Origin of the sequence: Pseudomonas sp. GCEP-101 (assembly GCF_025133575.1) — a bacterium.
Taxonomy (GTDB): Bacteria; Pseudomonadota; Gammaproteobacteria; order Pseudomonadales; family Pseudomonadaceae; genus Pseudomonas; species Pseudomonas nitroreducens_B.
Window position 1 is genome coordinate 1,229,420 of the sequence record NZ_CP104011.1, and the last position, 22,885, is coordinate 1,252,304.

Consider the following 22,885-nt stretch of genomic DNA (forward strand, 5'->3'; position numbering starts at 1 on the left):
GCTCGCATTCTCCGGGCTTTCTGCCACAAGGACGCTCGAACAATGAAACCGGAAACCCTGGCCATCCACGCCGGCTACAGCCCCGACCCGACCACCAAGGCAGTGGCCGTGCCGATCTACCAGACCAGTTCCTACGCCTTCGACGACACCCAGCACGGCGCCGACCTGTTCGACCTGAAGGTCGCCGGCAACATCTACACGCGCATCATGAACCCCACCAACGCGGTGCTGGAGGAGCGCGTGGCCGCCCTGGAAGGCGGCGTCGCCGCGCTGGCCGTGGCCTCCGGCATGGCTGCCATCACCTACGCCATCCAGACCGTCGCCGAAGCCGGCGACAACATCGTCTCGGTGGCCAAGCTCTATGGCGGCACCTACAACCTGTTCGCCCATACCCTGCCGCGCTTCGGCATCCAGACACGCTTCGCCGCCCACGACGACATCGCCGCTCTCGAAGCACTGATCGACGAACGCACCAAGGCAGTGTTCTGCGAATCCATCGGCAACCCGGCGGGCAACATCGTCGACCTTCAGGCCCTGGCCGATGCCGCGCACCGCCACGGCGTGCCGCTAATCGTCGACAACACGGTCGCCACGCCGATCCTCTGCCGTCCGTTCGAGCACGGCGCAGACATCGTCGTGCACTCGCTGACCAAGTACATTGGCGGCCATGGCACCAGCATCGGCGGCATCGTCGTCGACTCCGGCAAATTCCCCTGGAGCGAGAACAAGGCGCGCTTCCCGCTGCTCAACACGCCGGATGCGTCCTACCACGGCGTCACCTACACCGAAGCCTTCGGCCCCGCCGCCTTCATCGGCCGCTGCCGCGTCGTGCCGTTGCGCAACACCGGCGCCGCGCTGTCGCCGTTCAACGCCTTCCTCATCCTGCAGGGCCTGGAAACCCTGGCGCTGCGCATGGAGCGCCACTGCGAGAATGCCCTGAAGGTCGCGCAATACCTGCAGGAACACCCGCAGGTGAACTGGGTGAAATATGCCGGCCTGGCCGACCACCCCGAACAGGAACTGGCGCTGCGCTACTTCGGCGGCAAGCCGGCGGCGATCCTCTCGTTCGGCATCAAGGGCGGCCAGGAAGCCGGCGCGCGCTTCATCGACGCACTCAAGCTGGTAGTCCGCCTGGTGAACATCGGCGACGCCAAGTCCCTCGCCTGCCACCCGGCGTCCACCACCCACCGCCAGCTCAACGACGAGGAGCTGGAGAAGGCCGGCGTACCGCGCGACATGGTGCGCCTGTCCATCGGCATCGAGCACATCGACGACATCCTCGCCGACCTCGCCCAGGCGCTGGACGCCGCCGGAGCCTGAGCCACAGCTCCTCGCGAGGCACCACGCGGTGCCTCGCGATCTTCCCCCACGCGCCTCGCCGTCATATCCAGATGCCATCATCGTGCAGACGATGACCTCGTCCTTCCGTACAATGCCGCCCTCGCCTGACCCCAGGCACCCTGGCGTCCGCGCCACCTGATACGCCAGCGAAAAGGGACTTGCGCGGCCCGTCCACCGCTTCCCTCCCCGTCTTCCGCTTCCGACCCGCCTCCGGCGCCGGCCGGTGGATAACTTTTTTCGCTCGCCACCATCGGGTTCTGTCCGAGCCTGCCGATAGTGCAGGGACGTGGTTCGCCACCCTGGCCCCCAACAAGAACAATCTCCGAACGGCCTGACTTCACACAACCTTTCCTGGAGATCGTCAATGAACAGCTGGATTTCCAACCTGAGCGTGAATCTCAAGTTGGCCCTGGGCTTCGGCCTGGTCCTCGCCTTTACCGCCATCCTCGCCATCGTCAGCTGGGTCGGGCTGGGCTCGCTGATCGACCGCAGCAACTGGATGAGCGACATCACCGAGCTGAACTCGCGCCTCACCAAGCTGCGCATCACCCGCCTGCAATACATGATCGCCGATGGCGCCGAACAGGAAGCCGCCAACGTCATGAGCACGCTGGCCGATTTCAAGGCGCAGCAGCAGAAACTGCGCGCGTCCTTCGTCAGCCCCGAGAACGTGCGCCTGCTCGACCAGCTCGGCGGCATCATCGGCGACTATGAGAAATCCCTGGCCGCCATGCGCGCCGGCTATCAGAGCGCCACCATTACCCGCCGCACCCTGCAGGACAACGCCGCGCGCGCCAGCGAGCTGACCGCGCAGATCCAGCAGGACATCCTCAAGGCGCCGGCCGACGAGGAGCGCGCCACGCGTTTCCAGGCCATCACCGGCACCCGCGAGGACCTGCTGCAGGCCCGCTACGAGGTGCGCGACTACCTTGCCACCGCGCTCACCAGCAATGGCGACGGCGTCACCCGTGGCCTTGACGAAAGCATCGCCGGCCTGCCAGCGCTGGAAAGCGTGCTCGGCGTCGGTGAAGCCCAGTACGTCCAGCAACTGGGCAACGCCCTGCGCAGTTACCGCGACGCCGTACAGACCCTGCGGCAGAACATGGCCAGCATCGTCCAGGCGCGCAAGGAAATGACCGCCCAGGGCCAGGACATCGTCAAGATCAGCGAAAATCTCTACCAACTGCAGCTCGATCGCCGCGACGTCGAAAGCGCCCGCGCCCGCTCCCTGCAAACCCTGGTGACCCTGCTGGCGCTGGTGCTGGGCGGCATCGCCGCGCTGATCATCACCCGCCAGATCACCCGCCCGCTGCACGACACCATGGCGGTGGTCGACCGCATCGCCGCCGGCGACCTGTCGCAGACCATCCAGGTCAGCCGCCGCGACGAACTGGGCCGCCTGCAACTCAGCATGCAGCGCATGAGCCAGAGCCTGCGCGAGCTGATCGGGGGCATCCGCGACGGCGTCACCCAGATCGCCAGCGCCGCCGAGGAGCTCTCCGCCGTCACCGAACAGACCAGCGCCGGCGCCAACACCCAGAAGGTCGAGACCGACCAGGTCGCCACCGCCATGCACGAGATGTCCGCCACCGTGCAGGAAGTCGCGCGCAACGCCGAGCAGGCCTCCCAGGCCGCCTCCGCCGCCGACCACCAGGCCCAGGACGGCGACCGCGTGGTGAACAAGGCCGTGGAGCAGATCGAGCACCTGGCCGCGGAAGTGGAACGCTCCGCCGAGGCCATGCAGCGTCTGGAGCAGGAGAGCGAGAAGATCGGCAAGGTCATGGACGTGATCAAGTCGGTGGCCGAGCAGACCAACCTGCTGGCCCTCAACGCCGCCATCGAAGCCGCCCGCGCGGGCGAGGCAGGCCGCGGTTTCGCCGTGGTCGCCGACGAAGTACGCGGCCTGGCCCAGCGCACCCAGCAGTCCACCGAAGAGATCGAAGCCCTGGTCGCCGGCCTGCAGAGCGGCACCCGCCAGGTCTCCAGCGTCATGCTCGGCAGCCGCGAACTCACCGCCAGCAGCGTCGCCCTCAGCCGCCAGGCCGGCGAATCCCTCGGCGAGATCACCCGCACCGTCTCCAACATCCAGGCAATGAACCAGCAGATCGCCACCGCCGCCGAGGAGCAGAGCGCCGTGGCCGAGGAGATCAGCCGCAGCGTGGTGAACGTGCGCGACGTCTCCGAACAGACCGCGTCGGCCAACGAGGAAGTCGCCGCCTCCAGCGTCGAACTCGCCCGCCTGGGCGGGCAATTGCAGACGCTGGTCAGTCACTTCCGCGTGTAACGCGTCGCTGGATGGCGGGCCTGCCCGCTCCTGCCAGGCAAGCCCACAACGGCGGCCACTGCAGGAGCGGGCGTGCTCGTGACTCCTCAGCGTGGGGCGGCCAACGATGCCTGCTGAGCCTCCGCCTGATCCCGGCCCGTTGATAATCGCCGACCGAGCCTCCACTTAGCTGCCATAGCCTCTGGAGCCCCGTCATGTCCGATTCCCTGATCATCCCCTGCCCCCACTGCAACGGCCTGAACCGCGTGCCCGCCGCGCGCCTGGGGGACTCGCCCAGTTGCGGGCGCTGCCAGTCGCCGATCGTACTGGATGCGCCCTTCAACCTTGACGAAGCCAGCTTCGCCGCCCAGGCCAAGGGCGATCTGCCGTTGCTGGTGGACGTCTGGGCCGACTGGTGCGGGCCGTGCAAGGGCTTTGCGCCGGTGTTCGAGCAGGCTGCCGCGCGGCTCTCGGGCAAGGTGCGGTTGGCCAAGCTGGACAGCGACGCCAACCCGAACCTCTCCACACGCCTGGGGATTCGTTCGATCCCCAGCCTGATCCTGCTGCGCAACGGCCAGGAAGTGGCGCGTCAAAGCGGCGCGATGCCGTTGCCGCAGTTGCTCGACTGGCTGTCCCGCCAGGGCATCTGAGGGCGAGCGTTTCGGTCAATCGCGGCGGTCATTGCCAGGGCGCGAACGCGGGCTAGGCTTGGGCAAAAAACACGGAGCGTGCCCATGCCCTACCCCGAAGAGTTCATCCGCCAGCTCACCGAAGAGCACATCGCCTTCGTCAAGCGCACCGGCCTCAAGGCCGAGGTGCTAGAACCGGGCCACGTGCGCCTGCGCATGCCGCTCAAGGGCAACGAGAACCACATCCACAACATGTACGCCGGCGCCCTGTTCACCGTGGCCGAACTGCCCGGCGGCGTGTTGATGCTGACCAGCTTCGACGCCCGGCGTTTCTATCCCATCGTCAAGGAAGCCGGCCTGCGCTTCCTGCGGCCTGCCGCCAGCGACGTGACGGTGGACGCGCGACTGAGCGAGGAGGAAATCCAGCGCATCGGCGAGGAAGCCACGCACCAGGGCAAGTCGGAATTCGTGCTGGACCTGCAACTCAAGGACGACGAAGGCAACGTCGTCGCCGAAAGCCACGCCATCTATCAGCTGCGCAGCCGCTGAACCGGTGCCGTTGCCCTGAATCAAGGTGAAATTTCCTACGTGGCGCGACAGTGGACGCGCCACAGAGGGAGCCCACCATGTACAGGAACCTGCTCGTCGCCCACGACCTCAGTGTCGAGGCGGACATCGCCGTGCGTCGCGCCGCCCAGTTGGCGCGCCAGCACGGCGCCAGCGTCACGCTGCTGCACGTCATCGAGGAATTCTTCCCCGAACGCATGATGACCACGGTGCGCGAAGCCGCCGAAGTGGCCCTGCGCGATGCGGCCCGCGCCAGCGACCTGGCCGACTACCAACTGGCCATCCGCCAGGGTCGCGCGGCGAACAGCATCACCGAGGCGGTGCAGGAGCTGCACGCCGACCTGCTGGTGATCGGCGCGCACCATCAACAGCTGCTGGAACGCTTCGAGGGCACCACCCTGGAGCGCATCGCCCGGCATTGCCGCGTACCAATCCTGCTGGCCGTCGAGGAATCCGCCGCGCCTTATGACAAGGCCCTGGCCGGGCTGGACCTGTCGCACTGCTCCCGCCAGGCCTGGCGCGCCGGTTACCGGCTGCTGGGGGCCGACGCCGAGCTGCTGGCGCTCAACGCCTACCAGCCGGGCAAGAACGCCGGCCGTGCCGACAGCCATCTGGAAACCCAGCGCGAACTGTTGCGCCAGGCGCTGCAGGATGAGCGCATGCAGGTGCCCGCCAACGGACCGCAACTGCTCTGCGCGGTACAGTCGGGCGCGGTCCAGCAGGCGCTGGAGTCGGCACTACGGGAATGGACGCCAAGCCTGCTGGTCCTCGGCAGCCGCAGCCGCGGCGCCATCGAACAGGCCATGCTGGGCAGCGCGACGCGTCACTTCCTGCGCCGGCCGCCCTGCGATGTGCTGATCAGCCAGTAGCCGCTCAGGCTTCCAGCAGGTTGTGCAGTTCGACGAACTGCTGGGTCAGCTTGTGCCGCGGTTCGAGGAAGATCAGCGGGGTGCAGGCCTGGTGCGACTCGCGCATCTTCACCGAGCTCATCAGGTACACCGGCAGGACCGGCAATTCTTCCTCCACCAGTTCGTCCAGCAGTTGCTGCGGCAGCGTGGCGCGCGGCTGGAACTGGTTGACCACGATGCCTTCCACTTCCAGATCTTCGTTGTGGTCTTCCTTCAGCTCTTCGATCTCCTGCAGCAGGCCGTAGAGCGCCTGGCGGGAAAAGCTGTCGCAGTCAAAGGGAATCAGGCAGCGATCGGCGGCGATCAACGCGGAAACCGTATAGAAGTTCAGCGCTGGCGGCGTATCGAGGTAGATGCGGTCGTAATCCTCGGCCAGCTCGTCCAGCAATTTGCGCAGCTTGTTGATCTTGTGCTTCTGCTCGAGCTTGGGCTGCAGGTCGGCCAGTTCCGGACCGGCGGTGACGATGTGCAGGTTATCGAAGGGCGTCTCGTAGATGTCGACCTTGCCCTTGCGGCTGAACGGCCCGGAGGCCAGCGTCTGCTTGAAGAAGTCGGCGATCCCCACCGGCACATCCTCGCCGGTCAGACCGGTGAGGTAATGGGTGGAGTTGCCCTGGGCATCCAGGTCCACCAGCAAGGTGCGGTAGCCCTCCGCTGCGCTCACCGCTGCCAGGTTACAGGCGATGCTGGACTTGCCTACCCCGCCCTTCTGATTGAACACCACACGCCGCATGAGCCGTCCCTCCAGGAACCAATCGAGTGCCCATGGATTCTATGCAAAGCCCATGACAAGGGCGAGCAGACTTGTCCCCGGGATTGCCACCGACCCGGTTCCTGTTCACGCCCTGTTCAAGCCAGGTGACATGATCGTGAGGGTGAAAGCCTTCCGATCGGCCAGCCGGCAGTATCACTGTCGAGCTAACCGGGGGACGAAGCGGGCGATACGCCGGGGCGACCTCAGCGCTTGGGTTGGCCGGCTTCCGCACCGCTGTGCAGGACCGCCACTTCCGCCGCCACCAGATCGAAGAACGACTGCGCCAGGCGCGACGATTCGTTGCGCCGGCGCACCAGCCACACCGAGCTGGTGGCGCCTGGGTCGATCAGGGTGCGATAAACCACGCCGTCCACCCGCGTCCGGCGAAACGACGCCGGCAGCATCGATACGCCCAGCCCCGCCGCCACTAGGCCGATGATGGTCATTGCTTCCCCCGCCTCCTGGGCGATACGGGGGCTGAACCCGGCCTGGCGCGACAGGGCCATGAGCTGGCTATAGAGGCCGGTGCCGTAGCTGCGCGGGAAGAATACGAAGGGCTCCTCGGCCAGCGCGGCGAACTCCAACCCCTCCTGGCTGGCCTGGGCCAGCGGGTGATCGGCGCGCAGCACCGCGACCAATGGCTCGCTGAACAGCTCGACCGCTTCCAGCGTCTCCGGCAGTGGGATAGGACGGATCAGGCCGACCTGCACACGCTCTTCCAGCAGCGCCTGCACGGCCTGGCCGCTGCTGAGCTCCTGCAAGTCGAGATGCACGTCCGGGTAGGCCTGGCGGAAGGCGAGAATGGCGCGGGGAATACTCGACGTGAACGGCGCCGAAGCGGTGAAACCGACCTTCAGTTCGCCGATCTCACCCTGGTGCGCCCGACGCGCCAGCAGCACGGCACGGTCCACCTGCTGCAGTACCTGCCGCGCCTCGTCGAGGAACAGCTTGCCCGCCTCGGTCAGCGCCACCCGCCGGTTGGTCCGTTCCAGCAGGCGCGCGCCAATCTCTTCCTCCAGCGCCTGGATCTGCTGGCTCAACGGCGGCTGGGAAATACCCAGTTGCTCGGCCGCCCGGCCGAAATGCAGCTCTTCCGCCACGGCGATGAAGTAACGCAGGTGTCGCAGTTCCATCTTGTTCTCCCGCTATAGCGCCGCTCTCGCGGGTGGGTAGGAGCAGCTGTCTTCCCCAGGGACTCCGCCTCCAGCTCTCCCTCTTCCTACCCCTCTCCCTTCGGGGAGAAGGCTGGGGAGAGGGTGCCCCAACGCAAAAAGCGCCATAGGAGAAGAAGCTGTCACAACGACGAGATCGGCATCCCATTGGGTGATTCGTAAAACGAATCAAACGTGTCGATTAATATATTGGAAATAATAAACCTCGCTCTTTATCCTTTCCACACAAGCCCAATAACGACTACCAACCTGCTCCCTGCCTGGCCGCGCGGCCTGTTGTCGCCATGCCAAGCCCCCCTGCCGTATCCCATTCGAGGTGTGTCGTGAGTCAACCTGCCCTGCGGGCTTTGCGGGAAGAACATCCCCTGGCGGCCGAGCCGTCTGTCGTGCCAGAACCGGCAGCCGCCAACGATCCGGCCGAGCCGCGGCCTGATTGGCGCGAAAGCGCGCGCGAAGCCAACGCCGACGTGGTTCGCGTCGTCGAAGAAGTCGAAAGCTACATCGAGAAAGGCACCCCGGCCTTCATGCGCACGTCGCTGGCGCTGTTCTCCGGCGGCTTCGCCACCTTCGCGCTGCTCTACTGCGTGCAACCGATGATGCCGGTGCTGTCGAAGGCCTTCAGCCTGACCGCCGCGCAAAGCAGCCTGGTGCTGTCCATCTCCACCATCACCCTGGCCCTGGGCCTGCTGATCACCGGGCCGATCTCGGACGCCATCGGCCGCAAGTCGATCATGGTGGCCTCGCTGATCCTCGCCGCGCTGTTCACCATCGGCAGTTCGCTGATGCCGACCTGGCACGGCGTGCTGGTCATGCGCGCGTTGCTCGGCTTGTCGCTCAGTGGCCTGGCGGCGGTGGGCATGACCTACCTGTCCGAAGAAATCCACCCGCAGCACATCGGGCTGTCCATGGGGCTGTACATCGGCGGCAATGCCATCGGCGGCATGAGCGGCCGGCTGATCAGCGGCGTGCTGGTGGACTACGTGAACTGGCACGTGGCGCTGGCTACCCTGGGCGTGCTCGCCCTGGCCGCGGCGCTGCTGTTCTGGCGCATCCTGCCCGAGTCGAAGAACTTCCGCCCGGCGCCGTTGAAGCCGCGCCAGCTGGCCGAAGGTTTCCGCGGTCACTTCCGTGACGCCGGCCTGCCCTGGCTGTTCCTCGAAGCGTTCCTGCTGATGGGCGCCTTCGTCACCCTGTTCAACTACATCGGCTATCGCCTGCTGGCCGATCCTTACCACCTGAGCCAGGCCGTGGTGGGGGTGCTCTCGGTGGTCTACCTGTCGGGCATCTACAGCTCCGCCTGGGTCGGCTCGCTGGCCGACCGCCTGGGTCGGCGCAAGGTGCTCTGGGCGATGATCGCGCTGATGCTCGGCGGCGTGCTGATCACCCTGCTGCAACCGCTGGCCCTGGTGCTGGCCGGCATGCTGGTGTTCACCTTCGGCTTCTTCGGTGCGCATTCGGTGGCCAGCAGCTGGATCGGCCGCCGCGCCCTGAAAGCCAAGGGCCAGGCCTCGTCGCTGTATCTGTTCAGCTACTACGTCGGCTCCAGCGTGGCCGGCACCGCCGGTGGGGTGTTCTGGCACCACTATGGCTGGAACGGCGTCGGTCTGTTCATCGCCAGCCTGCTGGGAATCGCCGTGCTCGTAGCGCTTCACCTGGCACGCCTGCCAGTGTTACCGCGCGACCTCCCCGCACTGGTCAAGGCTGGGTAGTTTCTACACAACACGCATCACACTTACTCAAAAACGACATGGAACGGTCGTACAAAGACATGGATGTCGCTTTCAGCAATGCCTTTCAGACGGGGCATGTAGAGAAAATCCCCATCCTACGACTTAGGTCGTAACAGAATATGGCGCGATCCTTGCGTTCACTTTCTTGAACGACTTGTTGGAATCCTGAAACGGACCTCGACTCCCGCAGTACGCAATTCCCTCCGTAGTTGTAGGTAAAGCATGAGTAGTACCCCTTCTTCCGGGCTCTCCCAGGGCCTGCAAAATCGTCACGTCACGATGCTTTCGATTGCCGGCGCCATCGGCGCGGGCCTGTTCGTCGGCTCCGGCCACGCCATCGCCGAAGCCGGCCCTGCGGTCATGATTTCCTATCTGGTCGCCGGCCTGCTGGTAGTCCTGGTGATGCGCATGCTGGCCGAAATGGCCGTCGCGCAACCGGACAGCGGCTCCTTCTCCACCTATGCCGACCGCGCCATCGGTCACTGGGCCGGCTTCACCATCGGCTGGCTGTACTGGTGGTTCTGGGTCCTGGTGATCCCGCTGGAAGCCAACGCCGCCGCGGCGATCATCCACGCCTGGTTCCCCGGTGCGCCGATCTGGGTGCTGGCCTTCCTGATCACCTCGGCGCTGACGGTGACCAACCTGTTCAGCGTGAAGAACTACGGTGAGTTCGAATTCTGGCTGGCGCTGATCAAGGTCTGCTCGATCATCGCCTTCCTGGTGCTGGGCTGCGCGGCCATCTTCGGCTTCTCGCCCAACAGTGAAGTCTCCGGGATCAGCCACCTGACCAGCGAAGGCTTCCTGCCCAAGGGGTGGGGCGCCGTGCTCGCCGCGCTGCTGACCACCATGTTCTCCTTCATGGGGTCGGAAATCGTCACCATCGCCGCCACCGAGTCCAAGGACCCGGAACAGCAGATCACCCGCGCCACCAACTCGGTGATCTGGCGTATCGCGCTGTTCTACCTGCTGTCGATCCTGATCGTGGTCTGCCTGGTGCCGTGGAACGACCCGCGCCTGGTGAGCATGGGTTCCTACCAGACCGTGCTGGAACACCTGCACATCCCGTACGCCAAGCTGATCGTCGACATCATCGTGCTGGTCTCGGTGACCAGTTGCCTGAACTCGGCGCTCTACACCGCCTCGCGCATGATGTACTCGCTGAGCAAGCGCGGCGACGCGCCGAAGATCGCCCAGGTGACCAGCGCCAGCCGCACCCCGGTCTATGCCGTGCTGCTGTCCACCGCCATGGCCTTCCTGTGCACCTTCGCCAACTACCTGGCCCCGGCCGAAGTGTTCAACTTCCTGCTGGCCAGCTCCGGCGCCATCGCCCTGCTGGTGTACCTGGTGATCGCCCTGTCGCAGCTGCGCATGCGCAAGAAGCTGCTCGCCCAGGGCCACCAGCTGAAGCTGAAGATGTGGCTGTTCCCCTGGCTGACCTGGGCGGTGATCCTGTTCATCGTCGGCGCCCTGGTGATCATGCTGATCCGCCCGGACCACCGCATGGAAGTGGTCGCCACCACCCTGCTGACCGTGGTGGTCGTCTGCTCCGGCCTGCTGGTGTCGAACCGCCGCAAGGCACAGCGTGCCGCCGGCCCGGTTGCTGACGCGGCGTGATGCGCCCTGATGGGGCATGAGGCTCCATGAGGGAACGAAAAAGCCCCGCTTCCGAGCGGGGCTTTTTTCATTGCGGCATGTCGTAGCGCGCCGTTCAGGCCGATCGCGGACGAAGTCCGCTCCTACGCTCGGTTCCGCTTTCGCAGGAGCGAACCTTGTTCGCGAAAGCGCTCGCGGCGGAATCCGCCGTTACCGAGAAACGCCGATCTGCAGCGCCCATCTGTAGGAGCGCGCCATGCGCGCGGTCGCGGGCATGGCCCGCTCCTACAGGAGAACATCTGCGCCCGGCGGTTCGCGAGCAATAACAATGGCGTCCCCCTCGCTCCTACGAAGAGCCAGCCACGCCGATCCGGCTTAGGCTCTGGCTTTGACCCTGAAGACTTCCAGAGCAACGTCAGCCACTCCGAATGCCCCGTTCAGGAGGCCTCGTTGAGCCGGAGTTTCAGGGGTTGAGCGACATGGATGTCGCGAGAGCGCTGTCGGGCCAGGGAGGGCCCGTCAGCGCGTGCCCCTGAAACTTCGGCTCAACGAGGGAATTTTTCGCCTAAGCGAAAAACCGGATGTCCGGGGCAAGACCTTTGCCTACTTTGCGTCGTTTGGCAAAGTAGGTCGCCCGAGGGGGCGAAAACCAGAGTCCACCCGCACGCCGAAGCGGCGCAGAAACACCCAAGCCAACGCAGCAAACCTGCAACACCAGAGCAAAGAAAGCGCCGGCTCTGCCGGCGGATCGCGGGCATGGCCCGCTCCTACAGGGAGCCACAAAAAAGCCCCGCGTCTGCGGGGCTTTTTGATGAAGCGTCAGGCTCAGTGGTACTGCGCCGACAACTCGTGCACCGCCTCGAAGAAGGCGCCGGCGTGCGCCGGGTCGACTTCCGGGGTGATGCCATGGCCAAGGTTGAACACATGGCCATTGCCACTGCCGAATGCAGCGAGGATGCGAGCCACTTCAGCACGGATGGCGGCCGGCTTGGCGTGGAGCACCGCCGGGTCCATGTTGCCCTGCAGGGCGACCTTGTCGCCGACGCGGGCGCGGGCGCTGCCGATGTCGCAGGTCCAGTCCAGGCCGAGGGCCTCGGCGCCGGTGTTGGCCATGGATTCCAGCCACAGGCCGCCGCCCTTGGTGAAGAGAATCACCGGCACGCGACGCCCGTCGTGCTCACGGATCAGGCCGTCGACGATCTTCTGCATGTAGGCCAGGGAGAACTCCTGGTACGCCGCCGCCGACAGGCTGCCGCCCCACGAATCGAAAATCTGCACCGCCTGCGCGCCTGCCAGGATCTGCCCGTTCAGGTAGCTGGTGACCGACTGCGCCAGCTTGTCCAGCAGCGCGTGCATGGCCTGCGGGTTGTCGTAGAGCATCGCCTTGGACTTGCGGAAGTCACGGCTGGAGCCACCCTCCACCATGTAGGTGGCCAGGGTCCAGGGGCTGCCGGAGAAGCCGATCAGCGGCACGCGGCCGTTCAGCTCGCGGCGGATGGTGCGCACGGCGTCCATCACGTAGCCCAGGTCCTTCTCCGGATCGGGGACCGGCAGCGCGTCGATGTCCGCCTGGGTACTGACGACCTTTTTGAAACGCGGACCTTCGCCGGTTTCGAAGTACAGGCCCTGCCCCATGGCATCGGGGATGGTGAGGATGTCGGAGAAGAGGATCGCCGCGTCCAGCTGCGGGTAGCGGTCCAGCGGCTGCAGGGTCACTTCGCAGGCCATCTGCGGGTTCATGCACAGGCTCATGAAGTCACCGGCCTTGGCGCGGGTGGCGCGGTATTCCGGCAGGTAGCGGCCGGCCTGGCGCATCATCCAGACGGGGGTGACATCGACGGGCTGCTTGAGCAGGGCGCGGAGGAAGCGATCGTTCTTCAGGGCAGTCATAACGGCATCCGGAAAAAAAGTGCGGGCATTTTCGCAAAGCCCAAACGAAAAGGCACGGCGGGTGCCGTGCCTTTTGTCTTAAGCGGCATTCTGCCGCACTGGTAGGTGCAACTCATCTCGTGGAAATCCGTGCCACTGAATTCCCTCTCCCCGCCCTCTCCCTGAAGGGAGAGGGTTAGGGAGAGGGAGCTTTCCGTGCCGGCTGATGCTGAGGTTTCATCCTGCACCCTACTGTCCCCTCTCCCTTCGGAGCGGGGCGCGCAGCCAGGGTTAAGGAGAGGGCCCGACAGGCCGGCTCAGACGCCCAGGTAATCCAGGATGCCTTCGGCGGCCGTACGGCCTTCGAAGATCGCCGTCACCACCAGGTCGGACCCGCGGACCATGTCGCCACCGGCGAAGATCTTCGGGTTGCTGGTCTGGTGCTTGAACTGCGCGGCGGCCGGGGCGATGACGCGGCCCTGGCTGTCGATTTCCACCTGGTGCTGGTCGAACCACGGCGCCGGGCTCGGGCGGAAGCCGAAGGCGATCAGCACGGCTTCCGCCGGGATGATTTCCTCGGAGCCCGGGATCGGCTCGGGGCTGCGACGGCCGCGGGCGTCAGGTTCGCCGAGACGGGTCTCGACCACCTTCACGCCTTCCACCTTGTCCTCGCCGACGATGGCGATGGGCTGGCGGTTGAAGAGGAATTTCACGCCTTCTTCCTTGGCGTTCTTCACCTCTTTGCGCGAGCCGGGCATGTTCTCCTCGTCGCGGCGATAGGCGCAGGTCACGCCCTTGGCGCCCTGACGGATGGAGGTGCGGTTGCAGTCCATCGCGGTGTCGCCACCGCCCAGCACCACGACGCGCTTGCCCTTCATGTCGATGAAGTCTTCCGGCGACTTCTCGAAGCCCAGGTTGCGGTTCACGTTGGCAATCAGGAAGTCCAGCGCGTCGTGCACGCCGGGCAGGTCCTCGCCGGGGAAGCCGCCTTTCATGTAGGTATAGGTGCCCATGCCCATGAACACGGCATCGTATTCATCGAGCAGTTGCTGCAGGGTCACATCCTTGCCGATCTCGGTGTTCAGGCGGAACTCGATGCCCATGCCGGTGAATACCTCGCGGCGACGCGACATCACCTGCTTCTCCAGCTTGAACTCGGGGATGCCGAAGGTCAGCAGGCCGCCGATTTCCGGGTTCTTGTCGAACACCACCGGGGTCACGCCGTTGCGCACCAGCACGTCGGCGCAGCCCAGGCCCGCCGGGCCCGCGCCGATCACGGCGACACGCTTGCCGGTGGGCTTGACCTTGGACATGTCCGGGCGCCAGCCCATGGCGAAGGCGGTGTCGGTGATGTACTTCTCCACCGAGCCGATGGTGACCGCGCCGAAGCCGTCGTTCAGGGTGCAGGCGCCTTCGCACAGGCGGTCCTGCGGGCACACCCGGCCGCAGACTTCCGGCAGGGTGTTGGTCTGGTGGGACAGCTCGGCGGCGGCGAGGATGTTGCCTTCGGAAACCAGCTTCAACCAGTTGGGGATGAAGTTGTGTACCGGGCACTTCCACTCGCAGTACGGGTTGCCGCAGCCCAGGCAGCGATGCGCCTGGTCAGCGGCCTGGGCCGGCTTGAACAGGTCGTAGATTTCCACGAACTCGCGCTTGCGCTGGCGCAGCAGTTTTTTCTTCGGATCCTTGCGCCCGACTTCGATGAACTGGAAGTCATTGTTCAGGCGATCAGAATTCAGACGTTCAGACATTTCTTGACCTCATCAACAACTTCAGGCGCTTATTGCGGGTTGGCACGGGTGCTGGACAGCAGCGAACCCAGGCTGGCGGCCTTGGGTTTCACCAGCCAGAACCGACGCAGGTAGTCGTCCAGGTTTTCCAGGACGTTCGCGCCCCACTCGCTCGCCGTTTCTTCTACGTATTCGACCAGGACCTTGCGCAGGTGGCTGCGATAGGCCTCCATCGCTTCGCCACTGATGCGCTGGATTTCCACCAGCTCGTGGTTCACGCGGTCGACGAAGGTGTTGTCCATGTCCAGGACATAGGCGAAGCCGCCGGTCATGCCGGAGCCGAAGTTGTAGCCGGTCTTGCCCAGTACGCAGATGAAGCCGCCGGTCATGTATTCGCAGCAGTGGTCACCGGTGCCTTCCACCACGGCATGGGCGCCGGAGTTGCGCACGCCGAAACGCTCGCCCGCGGTGCCGGCGGCGAACAGCTTGCCGCCGGTGGCGCCGTACAGGCAGGTGTTGCCGACGATGGCCGACTCCTGCGACTTGAACGGGCTGCCCTTGGGCGGGGTGACGACCAGCTTGCCGCCGGTCATGCCCTTGCCGACGTAGTCGTTGGCGTCGCCTTCCAGGTACAGGTGCAGGCCGCCGGCGTTCCACACGCCGAAGCTCTGGCCCGCGGTGCCCTTGAAGCGGAAGGTGATCGGCGCCTTGGCCATGCCCTGGTTGCCGTGGACCTTGGCGATCTCGCCGGAAATCCGCGCGCCGATGGAGCGGTCGCAGTTGCAGATGTCCAGTTCGTACTCGCCGCCCTTGGCGCCTTCGATGGCGGAACGGGCCAGCTCGACCATCTTCTCGGCCAGCAGGCCCTGGTCGAACGGCGGGTTTTTCTCGACTTCGCAGAACTGCGGCTTCTCGGCCGGGATCAGGTCGCTGCCCAGCAGCGGGGTGAGGTCGAGGTTGCCCTGCTTGGGCGTCTCGCCCGGGAGGATCTCCAGCAGATCGGTGCGGCCGATCAGTTCTTCCAGGCTGCGCACGCCGAGCTTGGCGAGCCACTCACGGGTTTCGCTGGCGATGAAGGTGAAGAAGTTCACCACCATGTCCACGGTGCCGATGAAATGGTCCTTGCGCAGCTTGTCGTTCTGGGTGGCGACGCCGGTGGCGCAGTTGTTCAGGTGGCAGATGCGCAGGTATTTGCAGCCCAGGGCGATCATCGGCGCGGTGCCGAAGCCGAAGCTCTCGGCGCCGAGGATGGCGGCCTTGATGACGTCCAGGCCGGTCTTCAGGCCGCCGTCGGTCTGCACCCGCACCTTGCCGCGCAGGTCGTTGCCGCGCAGGGTCTGGTGCGCCTCGGCGAGGCCCAGCTCCCACGGGGAGCCGGCGTACTTGATGGAGGTGATCGGCGATGCGCCGGTACCGCCGTCGTAGCCGGAGATGGTGATCAGGTCGGCGTAGGCCTTGGCCACGCCGGCGGCGATGGTGCCCACGCCCGGCTCGGACACCAGCTTCACCGAGACCAGCGCCTGCGGGTTGACCTGCTTGAGGTCGAAGATCAGCTGGGCGAGGTCTTCGATGGAGTAGATGTCGTGGTGCGGCGGCGGCGAGATCAGGGTCACGCCGGGCACGGCATAGCGCAGGCGGGCGATCAGGCCGTTGACCTTGCCGCCGGGCAGCTGGCCGCCCTCGCCGGGCTTGGCGCCCTGGGCCACCTTGATCTGCAGGACTTCGGCGTTGACCAGGTATTCCGGGGTCACACCGAAGCGGCCGGTGGCCACCTGCTTGATCTTCGAGCTTTTCAGCGTGCCGTAGCGCGCCGGGTCTTCACCGCCCTCGCCGGAGTTGGAGCGGCCGCCCAGGCGGTTCATGGCCTCAGCCAGGGCTTCGTGGGCCTCCGGCGACAGCGCGCCCAGGGAAATGCCGGCGGCGTCGAAGCGCTTGAAGATGGACTCCAGCGGCTCGATCTCGTCCAGGCTCAGCGGTTGCTCGCTGGTTTTCACCTTGAGCAGGTCACGCAGCATGGACACCGGGCGCTGGTCGACCAGCGCGGTGTATTCCTTGAACTTGGCGTAGTCGCCCTGCTGCACGGCGGCCTGCAGGGTGTTCACCACGTCCGGGTTGTAGGCGTGGTACTCGCCGCCGTAGACGAACTTCAGCAGACCGCCCTGCTGGATCGCCTTGCGGCTGTTCCAGGCTTCGTTGGCCAGCAGCTTCTGCTCGTTCTCGATGTCGAGGAAACGCGCGCCCTGGATGCGGCTCGGGGTGCCCGGGAAGCACAGGCCGGTGACCTCGTCGGACAGGCCGATGGCTTCGAACAGCTGGGCGCCACGGTAGGAGGCGATGGTGGAGATGCCCATCTTCGAGAGGATCTTCAGCATCCCCTTGGAGATGCCCTTGCGGTAGTACTTGAAGACCTCGTAGAGGTCGCCCAGCACTTCGCCGGTGCGGATCAGGTCGGCCAGCACCTCGTAGGCGAGGTACGGGTAGACCGCGGACGCACCGAAGCCCACCAGCACTGCGAAATGATGCGGGTCGCGGGCGGTGGCGGTTTCCACCAGGATGTTGGAGTCGCAGCGCAGGCCGGTCTGCACCAGGCGGTGGTGCACCGCGCCGACGGCCAGGGCCGCGTGCACCGGCAGCTTGCCGGGGGCGATGTTGCGGTCGGAGAGCACCAGCAGCACCTTGCCGGCGCGCACGGCTTCCTCAGCTTGGTCGGCTATGTTGCGCACGGCCGCTTCGAGGCCCACGGCCTCGTCGTAGTTCAGGTCGATGTGGTGCAGGTCGAAGCCCGGACGATCCAGGTTCATCAGGGTCCGCCACTTCGCCGGGGAGATCACCGGGGTGGTCAGGATGGCCTGGTTGGCGTGGTGCGGGGACTCTTCGAAGATGTTCTGCTCGATGCCCAGACAGGTTTCCAGGGACATCACAATCGCTTCGCGCAGCGGGTCGATTGGCGGGTTGGTCACCTGCGCGAAGACCTGGCGGAAGTAGTCGTACGGCGAGCGGATGCGCTTGGACAGCACCGCCATCGGGGTGTCGTCGCCCATCGAGCCGACTGCTTCCTGGCCCTGCTCGGCGAGCGGGCGCAGCACCTGGTCACGCTCCTCGAAGGTGACCTGGAACATCTTCATGTACTGCTTGAGCTGGTCGCCGTCGTAGCTGGCCACGCCCTGGTCATCGTCCAGGGTCGCCTGGATGCGCAGCGCGCTCTGGCGCAGCCACTGCTTGTACGGGTGGCGCGACTTGAGGCGGTTGTCGATGTCCTCGGTCTGCAGCAGCTGGCCGGTCTCGGTGTCCACCGCGAGGATCTGGCCCGGGCCGACGCGGCCCTTGGCGATGACGTCCTCGGGCTTGTAGTCCCACACGCCGATTTCCGAGGCGAGGGTGATGTAACCGTTCTTGGTGGTGACCCAGCGCGAGGGGCGCAGGCCGTTGCGGTCGAGCAGGCAGACGGCGTAGCGGCCGTCGGTCAGCACGACGCCGGCGGGGCCGTCCCACGGCTCCATGTGCAGCGAGTTGAATTCGTAGAACGCACGCAGGTCGGCGTCCATGGTCTCGACGTTCTGCCAGGCCGGCGGAATGATCATGCGCAGGCCGCGGAACATGTCCATGCCGCCGGTGACCATCAGCTCGAGCATGTTGTCCATGCTGGAGGAGTCCGAACCGACGCGGTTGACCAGCGGGCCGAGCTCGTCCAGGTCGGGCATCCACTCGTTGGCGAACTTGGCGCGACGGGCCTGGGCCCAGTTGCGGTTGCCGGTGATGGTGTTGATCTCGCCGTTGTGCGCCAGCAGGCGGAACGGCTGGGCCAGCGGCCATTTCGGCAGGGTGTTGGTCGAGAAGCGCTGGTGGAAGACGCAGATGGCGGTCTTCAGGCGCTCGTCGGAGAGGTCCGGATAGAAGGCGGCGAGGTCCGCCGGCATCATCAGGCCCTTATAGATGACGGTCTTGTGCGAGAAGCTGCAGACGTAGTGATCGGCGTCCTCGGCGTTGGCCACGGAGGAGCGGCGACGGGAGCTGAACAGCTTGACCGCGAATTCCTGGTCGGAGAGGCCTTCACCGCCAATGAACACCTGCTCGATCTGCGGCAGGCGCTCCAGCGCCAGGCGACCCAGGACGCTGGTGTCGATCGGCACCTTGCGCCAGCCGACCAGTTTCAGGCCGGCGCGCTCGATCTCGCGGTTCATGTTCGCGCGAGCGGCCTCGGCTTTCACCGGGTCCTGGTTGAAGAAGACCATGCCCACGGCGTATTGGGCGGGCAGCTCGACGCCAAAGGATTCCTGGGCCACGGCGCGCAGGAACTGGTCGGGCTTCTGGATCAGCAGCCCACAGCCGTCCCCGGTTTTCCCGTCCGCGTTGATCCCACCTCGGTGGGTCATGCAGGTCAGTGCTTCGATGGCGGTTTGCAGAAGTTCGTGGCTTGCCTCGCCCGTCATGTGGGCGATCAGACCGAATCCGCAGTTATCCTTGAACGTCTCAGGATGGTACAGACCTGCTTTCATAGGGAACTCTCACCGGCAAAACTTTTATAAATTCCAGGGTCTGCTGACGTTTCGCCATCGCCCTGTTTCGCCGTGCCGGCTCGTTTCCCGCGCACCGCAAAGGCTCGGGCCGCTTCTATCGAGCAGCGCCGTGGTAGCCCCTGGTTCACCTGGAATGACCGCTCCGCGCGTGGTGCCACGTCTTACCCAACGTGACGGCGGTTCCGGTCCTGGCCATGACGAAACGTCAGCAGACCCTCTTCAAGCACTTCGCCTGTCTACTCGCTCAAGCGGCAAGTTTCCGATAGGCAAAGGGAGGTCATTGTACACATGGGGAAAGCGACGTCACTGTTTTTTTTGACGCACTGCTGACACCCGATGTCGCATTTTTATAAGAATGCAGCAAAAGACACAAGCCAATAAAAAAGCCGAGCCCAGGCGATGGGGCTCGGCTTTTACAGCATTGCGACGGTGCGACCTTTCAGCGCGCCCCGGCGATGTCCTGCTGGATGCTGGAGAAGGGTCGCGCCCAGGGCTTGGACGCCTGGACCTTCGCCGGCAGCTTCTTGATGGCCGCCTGAGCGGAGGCGCGGTCGGCGAAGCTGCCATAGGTCACGACGTAGAAGGGCTTGCCCTGCAGGTTCTTGCGGAAGTAACGGTACTCACCGCCGCCCTGCTGGCTGACGAAGGCCTTGGCGCTGGCTTCCGAGCTGGTCCCGAGCAACTGCACGGCATAGCGCGAACCCGCCTGGGACTGGTACCAGCTGCTACCGCCGGCACCACCGGCGGCGGCTGCGGCCGGCTTGCTGGCGGCGCTCGCCGGCTTGGCGCTGGCCACGGTGGTCGCAGGCTTGGTCGCAGCAACCGGCTTGGCGGCCTGGACGGGCTTGGCCGGCGCGGTGGCGGCGGGCTTGACCGGTTCAGGACGCGGCGTGGGCACCGGGGTCGGAGCCGGGGCGGGCTGAATGGCCGCCTGCTGCTGAACGGGAGCCGGCGGCACCGGGTTCAGCGGTTTCGGACCGTTGTTGGCCAACGGGGTAACCGGCGGTGCGCTGGTGGTCACGGTCGGCGGGATGGCCGCGGAGGGCATCGCGCCGTCGTCGGCATCGTCCTGGCCGCCGGCCTGGGCCATGGGCTCGCGGATCACCGGCTGGCTCTCGCCCACCAGCGGCAACGGCAGCGGTTGGTTGGAGCCGGCGAATTCCACCGAAGGGCCGCTGCCCTGGGCGTCCGGCTGCGGCTGCGCACTCGGCTGCGGCGCGGCGCCGCCCAGCGGCAGCTGGGAGGACGTCTGCGCGGCGGTGTTGCTCGCCGTGTCCGGCTTGCTGGTCTTGCCCTGCATGAACCAGGCGGCGATGACGCCGATGGCGACCACGCCGAGGATCGCCAGGTGCTTCTTCGGCAGCTTGAAGCCGGCACCGGCGGCTTTGCGCTCGCCGCCGCGGTCGGCCAGCATCGCTTCGATCATCGCGTCGCGGGCGGTCTGGTTGATCGCGCCCGGCCAGCCGCCGGACTGTTCATGTATGTCGCTCAGCAGGTCGGCGGAGATCAGCTCGATGCCCTGCCCCGCGCCCTCCAGGCGCTGAGCCAGGTACTCGCGGGTTTCTTCCTCGCTGTAGGGCTGCAGCTCGATGGCGTGGAATCGCTCCTCGCCTTCGGAGAGCGCTTCCAGGCGCGACAGCAGCTCCGGCTCCCCGAACAGGAAGACGTGCAGGCGCGCTTCGGAGTTGCCGGCAGCCAGCAGCAGGAGGACTTCCAGCGCGTCGTCACGCAGCTGCTCGGCGTCATCCACCAGCAGGTACACGTCCTGGCCGGTGATCGCCAGTTGGGCGACCTTGGCGAGAATCGCCTCGATGCTGGTCTGGGTGATGCCCAGGCCTTGTGCCAGTTGACGCAGCAGGGTGGCTTCGTCGGTCACCGAGCGACCGGAAATCACCACGCTGGAGACGGCGTCCTTGTTGGTGCTGGCCACCAGGGCCTGGCGCAGCAGCGTCTTGCCGCTGCCCAGCGGGCCGGTGACGGCCAGCAGCAGGTGGCTGTAGCGCGCCAGGTGGTGCAGTTGGCCCAGCACGGGCTTGCGCTGCGCCGGGAAGAACTTGAAGCCCGGAACCCGCGGTGCGAACGGATCGTGGCTGAACTGGTAGTGGGCCAGGAAGGCCTCATCGGCATGCAAGCTGGACATGGGACCTCAGTGTTCTCCTGCCTGACCGACCAGTGCCTGGTAGTCAGCGCGCAGTGTTTCTTCCAGAATCTCACGGGGGAATTCGGCGGTCACGACCGCGCCCCCCAGCCCTTGGAGCAGTACCAGACGCAAACGGCCATCGAGCACTTTCTTGTCGACGGCCATGTGCTCGAGAAAATGCTCGGCGTTCATTTCCTGCGGCGGGACCACCGGCAGTTTCGCCGCGGCAAGCAGGCGAATGCCACGGTCGAGTTCGGCCTTTGTCAGCCATCCCAGCCGATGCGACATCTCCAGCGCCATCACGGTTCCCGCACCCACGGCTTCGCCGTGCAGCCAGACGCCATAACCCATGTGGGTTTCGATGGCGTGGCCGAAGGTGTGACCCAGGTTGAGGGTGGCGCGCACGCCGGTTTCCTTCTCGTCGGCGCCGACCACACGGGCCTTGGCCGCGCAGGAGCGCTCGATGGCTTCGGTCAGCGCGGTTGGCTCCAGCGCCAGCAGGTCGCCCATGCGCGCTTCCAGCCAGGCGAGGAACGGCTCGTCGCAGATGAAGCCGTACTTGATCACTTCCGCCAGGCCCGCGGACAGCTCGCGGGGCGGCAGGGTCTTGAGGGTCGCGGTGTCGATCACCACGGCCTGGGGCTGGTAGAAGGCCCCGACCATGTTCTTGCCCAGCGGGTGGTTGATGCCGGTCTTGCCGCCGACCGAGGAGTCCACCTGGGACAACAGGGTGGTCGGCACCTGGATGAAGTCGACGCCGCGCTGGTAGCAGGCGGCGGCAAACCCGGTCATGTCGCCGATGACGCCGCCGCCCAGCGCGATGAGGGTGGTCTTGCGGTCATGGCGCGCGGTCAGCAGCCCATCGAAGATCAGCTGCAGGGTTTCCCACTGCTTGTAGGCCTCGCCGTCGGGCAGCACGACCGTGGTGACCTGATAGCCGGCCAGGGTCTTCTGCAGTCGATCCAAATACAGCGGCGCGATGGTTTCGTTGGTGACGATGGCTACCTGGCGGCCGCGGATGTGCGGCTCGAAGTAGCGCGGATCATCCAGCAGCCCCTCTCCGATGTAGATCGGGTAGCTGCGATCGGCCAGATCGACATTGAGTGTGCGCATGAAACCCCCGGGCAAGAAAGGGGATAGGATACCGCAGATTGCAACGCCGTTAATGGCGCTCCAGCTCACGTAGACGTTCGATGATCTCCAGGACGACGAGACGCGGTGGCCGCTCGTCGGTCTCGATGATCACATCGGCGATTTCGCGATAGAGCGGATCACGCAGTTGCATGAGGTCACGCAGGATCTGCTCCGGATTGGGCTTCTGCAGCAACGGACGATTCTTGTCGCGCGCGGTGCGGGAAATCTGCTGCTCGACCGAGGCATGCAGGTAGATCACCTTGCCGCCGGATTTGAGGATCAGGCGATTGGCCTCGCGCATCACTGCGCCGCCACCGGTGGCAATGACCATGCCCCCTTCATCGCACAACTCGGCCAGCATCGACTGCTCACGCTCACGGAAGCCAGCCTCGCCCTCGACATCGAATATCCAGGGGATGTTGGCTCCGCAGCGCTGCTCGATTTCTTTATCCGAATCCTTGAAGACGAGGTGAAGCTCTTTGGCGAGAAGACGCCCGATGGTGCTTTTACCAGCACCCATCGGGCCTACCAGAATCAA

15 protein-coding genes are annotated in these 22,885 nt (G+C 65.7%); 7 read left to right on the forward strand and 8 right to left on the reverse strand.

Going from position 1 to position 22,885, the window contains the following annotated elements; translation table 11 throughout:
- Positions 1 to 42 precede the first annotated feature (42 nt).
- The 5 genes from N0B71_RS05625 to N0B71_RS05645 all read left to right on the forward strand — a co-directional run bounded on the left by N0B71_RS05625 (position 43) and on the right by N0B71_RS05645 (position 5,669).
- Positions 43 to 1,320, forward strand: a complete 1,278-nt coding sequence (locus tag N0B71_RS05625; RefSeq protein WP_259757743.1) for a bifunctional O-acetylhomoserine aminocarboxypropyltransferase/cysteine synthase — start codon at positions 43 to 45, stop codon at positions 1,318 to 1,320.
- A 520-nt stretch (positions 1,321 to 1,840) separates the two neighbouring features.
- Complete coding sequence (locus N0B71_RS05630; RefSeq protein ID WP_442964664.1) at positions 1,841 to 3,625, forward strand: methyl-accepting chemotaxis protein; 1,785 nt, start codon at positions 1,841 to 1,843, stop codon at positions 3,623 to 3,625.
- 194 nt (positions 3,626 to 3,819) lie between these two features.
- Entirely contained in the window at positions 3,820 to 4,254 is a 435-nt protein-coding gene (gene trxC / locus N0B71_RS05635; protein WP_259757745.1) for a thioredoxin TrxC, read from the forward strand.
- Positions 4,255 to 4,338: 84 nt separating this feature from the next.
- Entirely contained in the window at positions 4,339 to 4,782 is a 444-nt protein-coding gene (locus N0B71_RS05640; protein WP_259757746.1) for a DUF4442 domain-containing protein, read from the forward strand.
- A 77-nt stretch (positions 4,783 to 4,859) separates the two neighbouring features.
- Positions 4,860 to 5,669 carry a universal stress protein gene (locus tag N0B71_RS05645; RefSeq protein ID WP_259757747.1) on the forward strand — a complete coding sequence of 270 codons (810 nt, stop codon included), beginning with the start codon at positions 4,860 to 4,862 and terminating at the stop codon, positions 5,667 to 5,669.
- A 4-nt stretch (positions 5,670 to 5,673) separates the two neighbouring features.
- Here the strand turns inward: N0B71_RS05645 and N0B71_RS05650 are convergent, their stop codons facing one another.
- A complete protein-coding gene (locus tag N0B71_RS05650) occupies positions 5,674 to 6,441 on the reverse strand; it encodes a ParA family protein (protein ID WP_259757748.1) in 768 nt (255 codons plus the stop codon).
- A 224-nt stretch (positions 6,442 to 6,665) separates the two neighbouring features.
- Entirely contained in the window at positions 6,666 to 7,595 is a 930-nt protein-coding gene (locus N0B71_RS05655) for a LysR family transcriptional regulator (RefSeq protein WP_259757749.1), read from the reverse strand.
- A gap of 404 nt (positions 7,596 to 7,999) precedes the next feature.
- Between N0B71_RS05655 and N0B71_RS05660 the strand changes: the two genes are divergently transcribed.
- Together N0B71_RS05660 and gabP are read left to right on the forward strand one after the other, a co-directional pair.
- The gene (locus N0B71_RS05660; protein ID WP_259759482.1) at positions 8,000 to 9,343 is read left to right on the forward strand and encodes an MFS transporter; all 1,344 of its coding nucleotides are present in this window, start codon (positions 8,000 to 8,002) and stop codon (positions 9,341 to 9,343) included.
- 243 nt (positions 9,344 to 9,586) lie between these two features.
- Complete coding sequence (gene gabP / locus N0B71_RS05665; RefSeq protein WP_259757751.1) at positions 9,587 to 10,978, forward strand: GABA permease; 1,392 nt, start codon at positions 9,587 to 9,589, stop codon at positions 10,976 to 10,978.
- Between the two features lie 804 nt (positions 10,979 to 11,782).
- On the opposite strand, the gene hemE is transcribed toward gabP, so the two are convergent.
- The 6 genes from hemE to aroK all read right to left on the reverse strand — a co-directional run bounded on the left by hemE (position 11,783) and on the right by aroK (position 22,867).
- The gene (gene hemE, locus N0B71_RS05670) at positions 11,783 to 12,847 is read right to left on the reverse strand and encodes a uroporphyrinogen decarboxylase (RefSeq protein WP_259757753.1); all 1,065 of its coding nucleotides are present in this window, start codon (positions 12,845 to 12,847) and stop codon (positions 11,783 to 11,785) included.
- A gap of 296 nt (positions 12,848 to 13,143) precedes the next feature.
- Complete coding sequence (locus N0B71_RS05675; protein WP_259757755.1) at positions 13,144 to 14,577, reverse strand: FAD-dependent oxidoreductase; 1,434 nt, start codon at positions 14,575 to 14,577, stop codon at positions 13,144 to 13,146.
- A gap of 29 nt (positions 14,578 to 14,606) precedes the next feature.
- Positions 14,607 to 19,052 (reverse strand): glutamate synthase large subunit, encoded by a 4,446-nt coding sequence (gltB, locus tag N0B71_RS05680; RefSeq protein ID WP_259757756.1) that lies wholly within the window; start codon positions 19,050 to 19,052, stop codon positions 14,607 to 14,609.
- 460 nt (positions 19,053 to 19,512) lie between these two features.
- Positions 19,513 to 21,213, reverse strand: a complete 1,701-nt coding sequence (locus N0B71_RS05685) for an AAA family ATPase (RefSeq protein ID WP_259757757.1) — start codon at positions 21,211 to 21,213, stop codon at positions 19,513 to 19,515.
- A gap of 6 nt (positions 21,214 to 21,219) precedes the next feature.
- Positions 21,220 to 22,326: a 3-dehydroquinate synthase gene (gene aroB / locus N0B71_RS05690; protein ID WP_259757758.1), complete on the reverse strand. Its 1,107-nt coding sequence runs from the start codon at positions 22,324 to 22,326 to the stop codon at positions 21,220 to 21,222.
- Between the two features lie 49 nt (positions 22,327 to 22,375).
- Positions 22,376 to 22,867, reverse strand: a complete 492-nt coding sequence (gene aroK, locus N0B71_RS05695; protein WP_442964665.1) for a shikimate kinase AroK — start codon at positions 22,865 to 22,867, stop codon at positions 22,376 to 22,378.
- Positions 22,868 to 22,885: the final 18 nt, after the last annotated feature.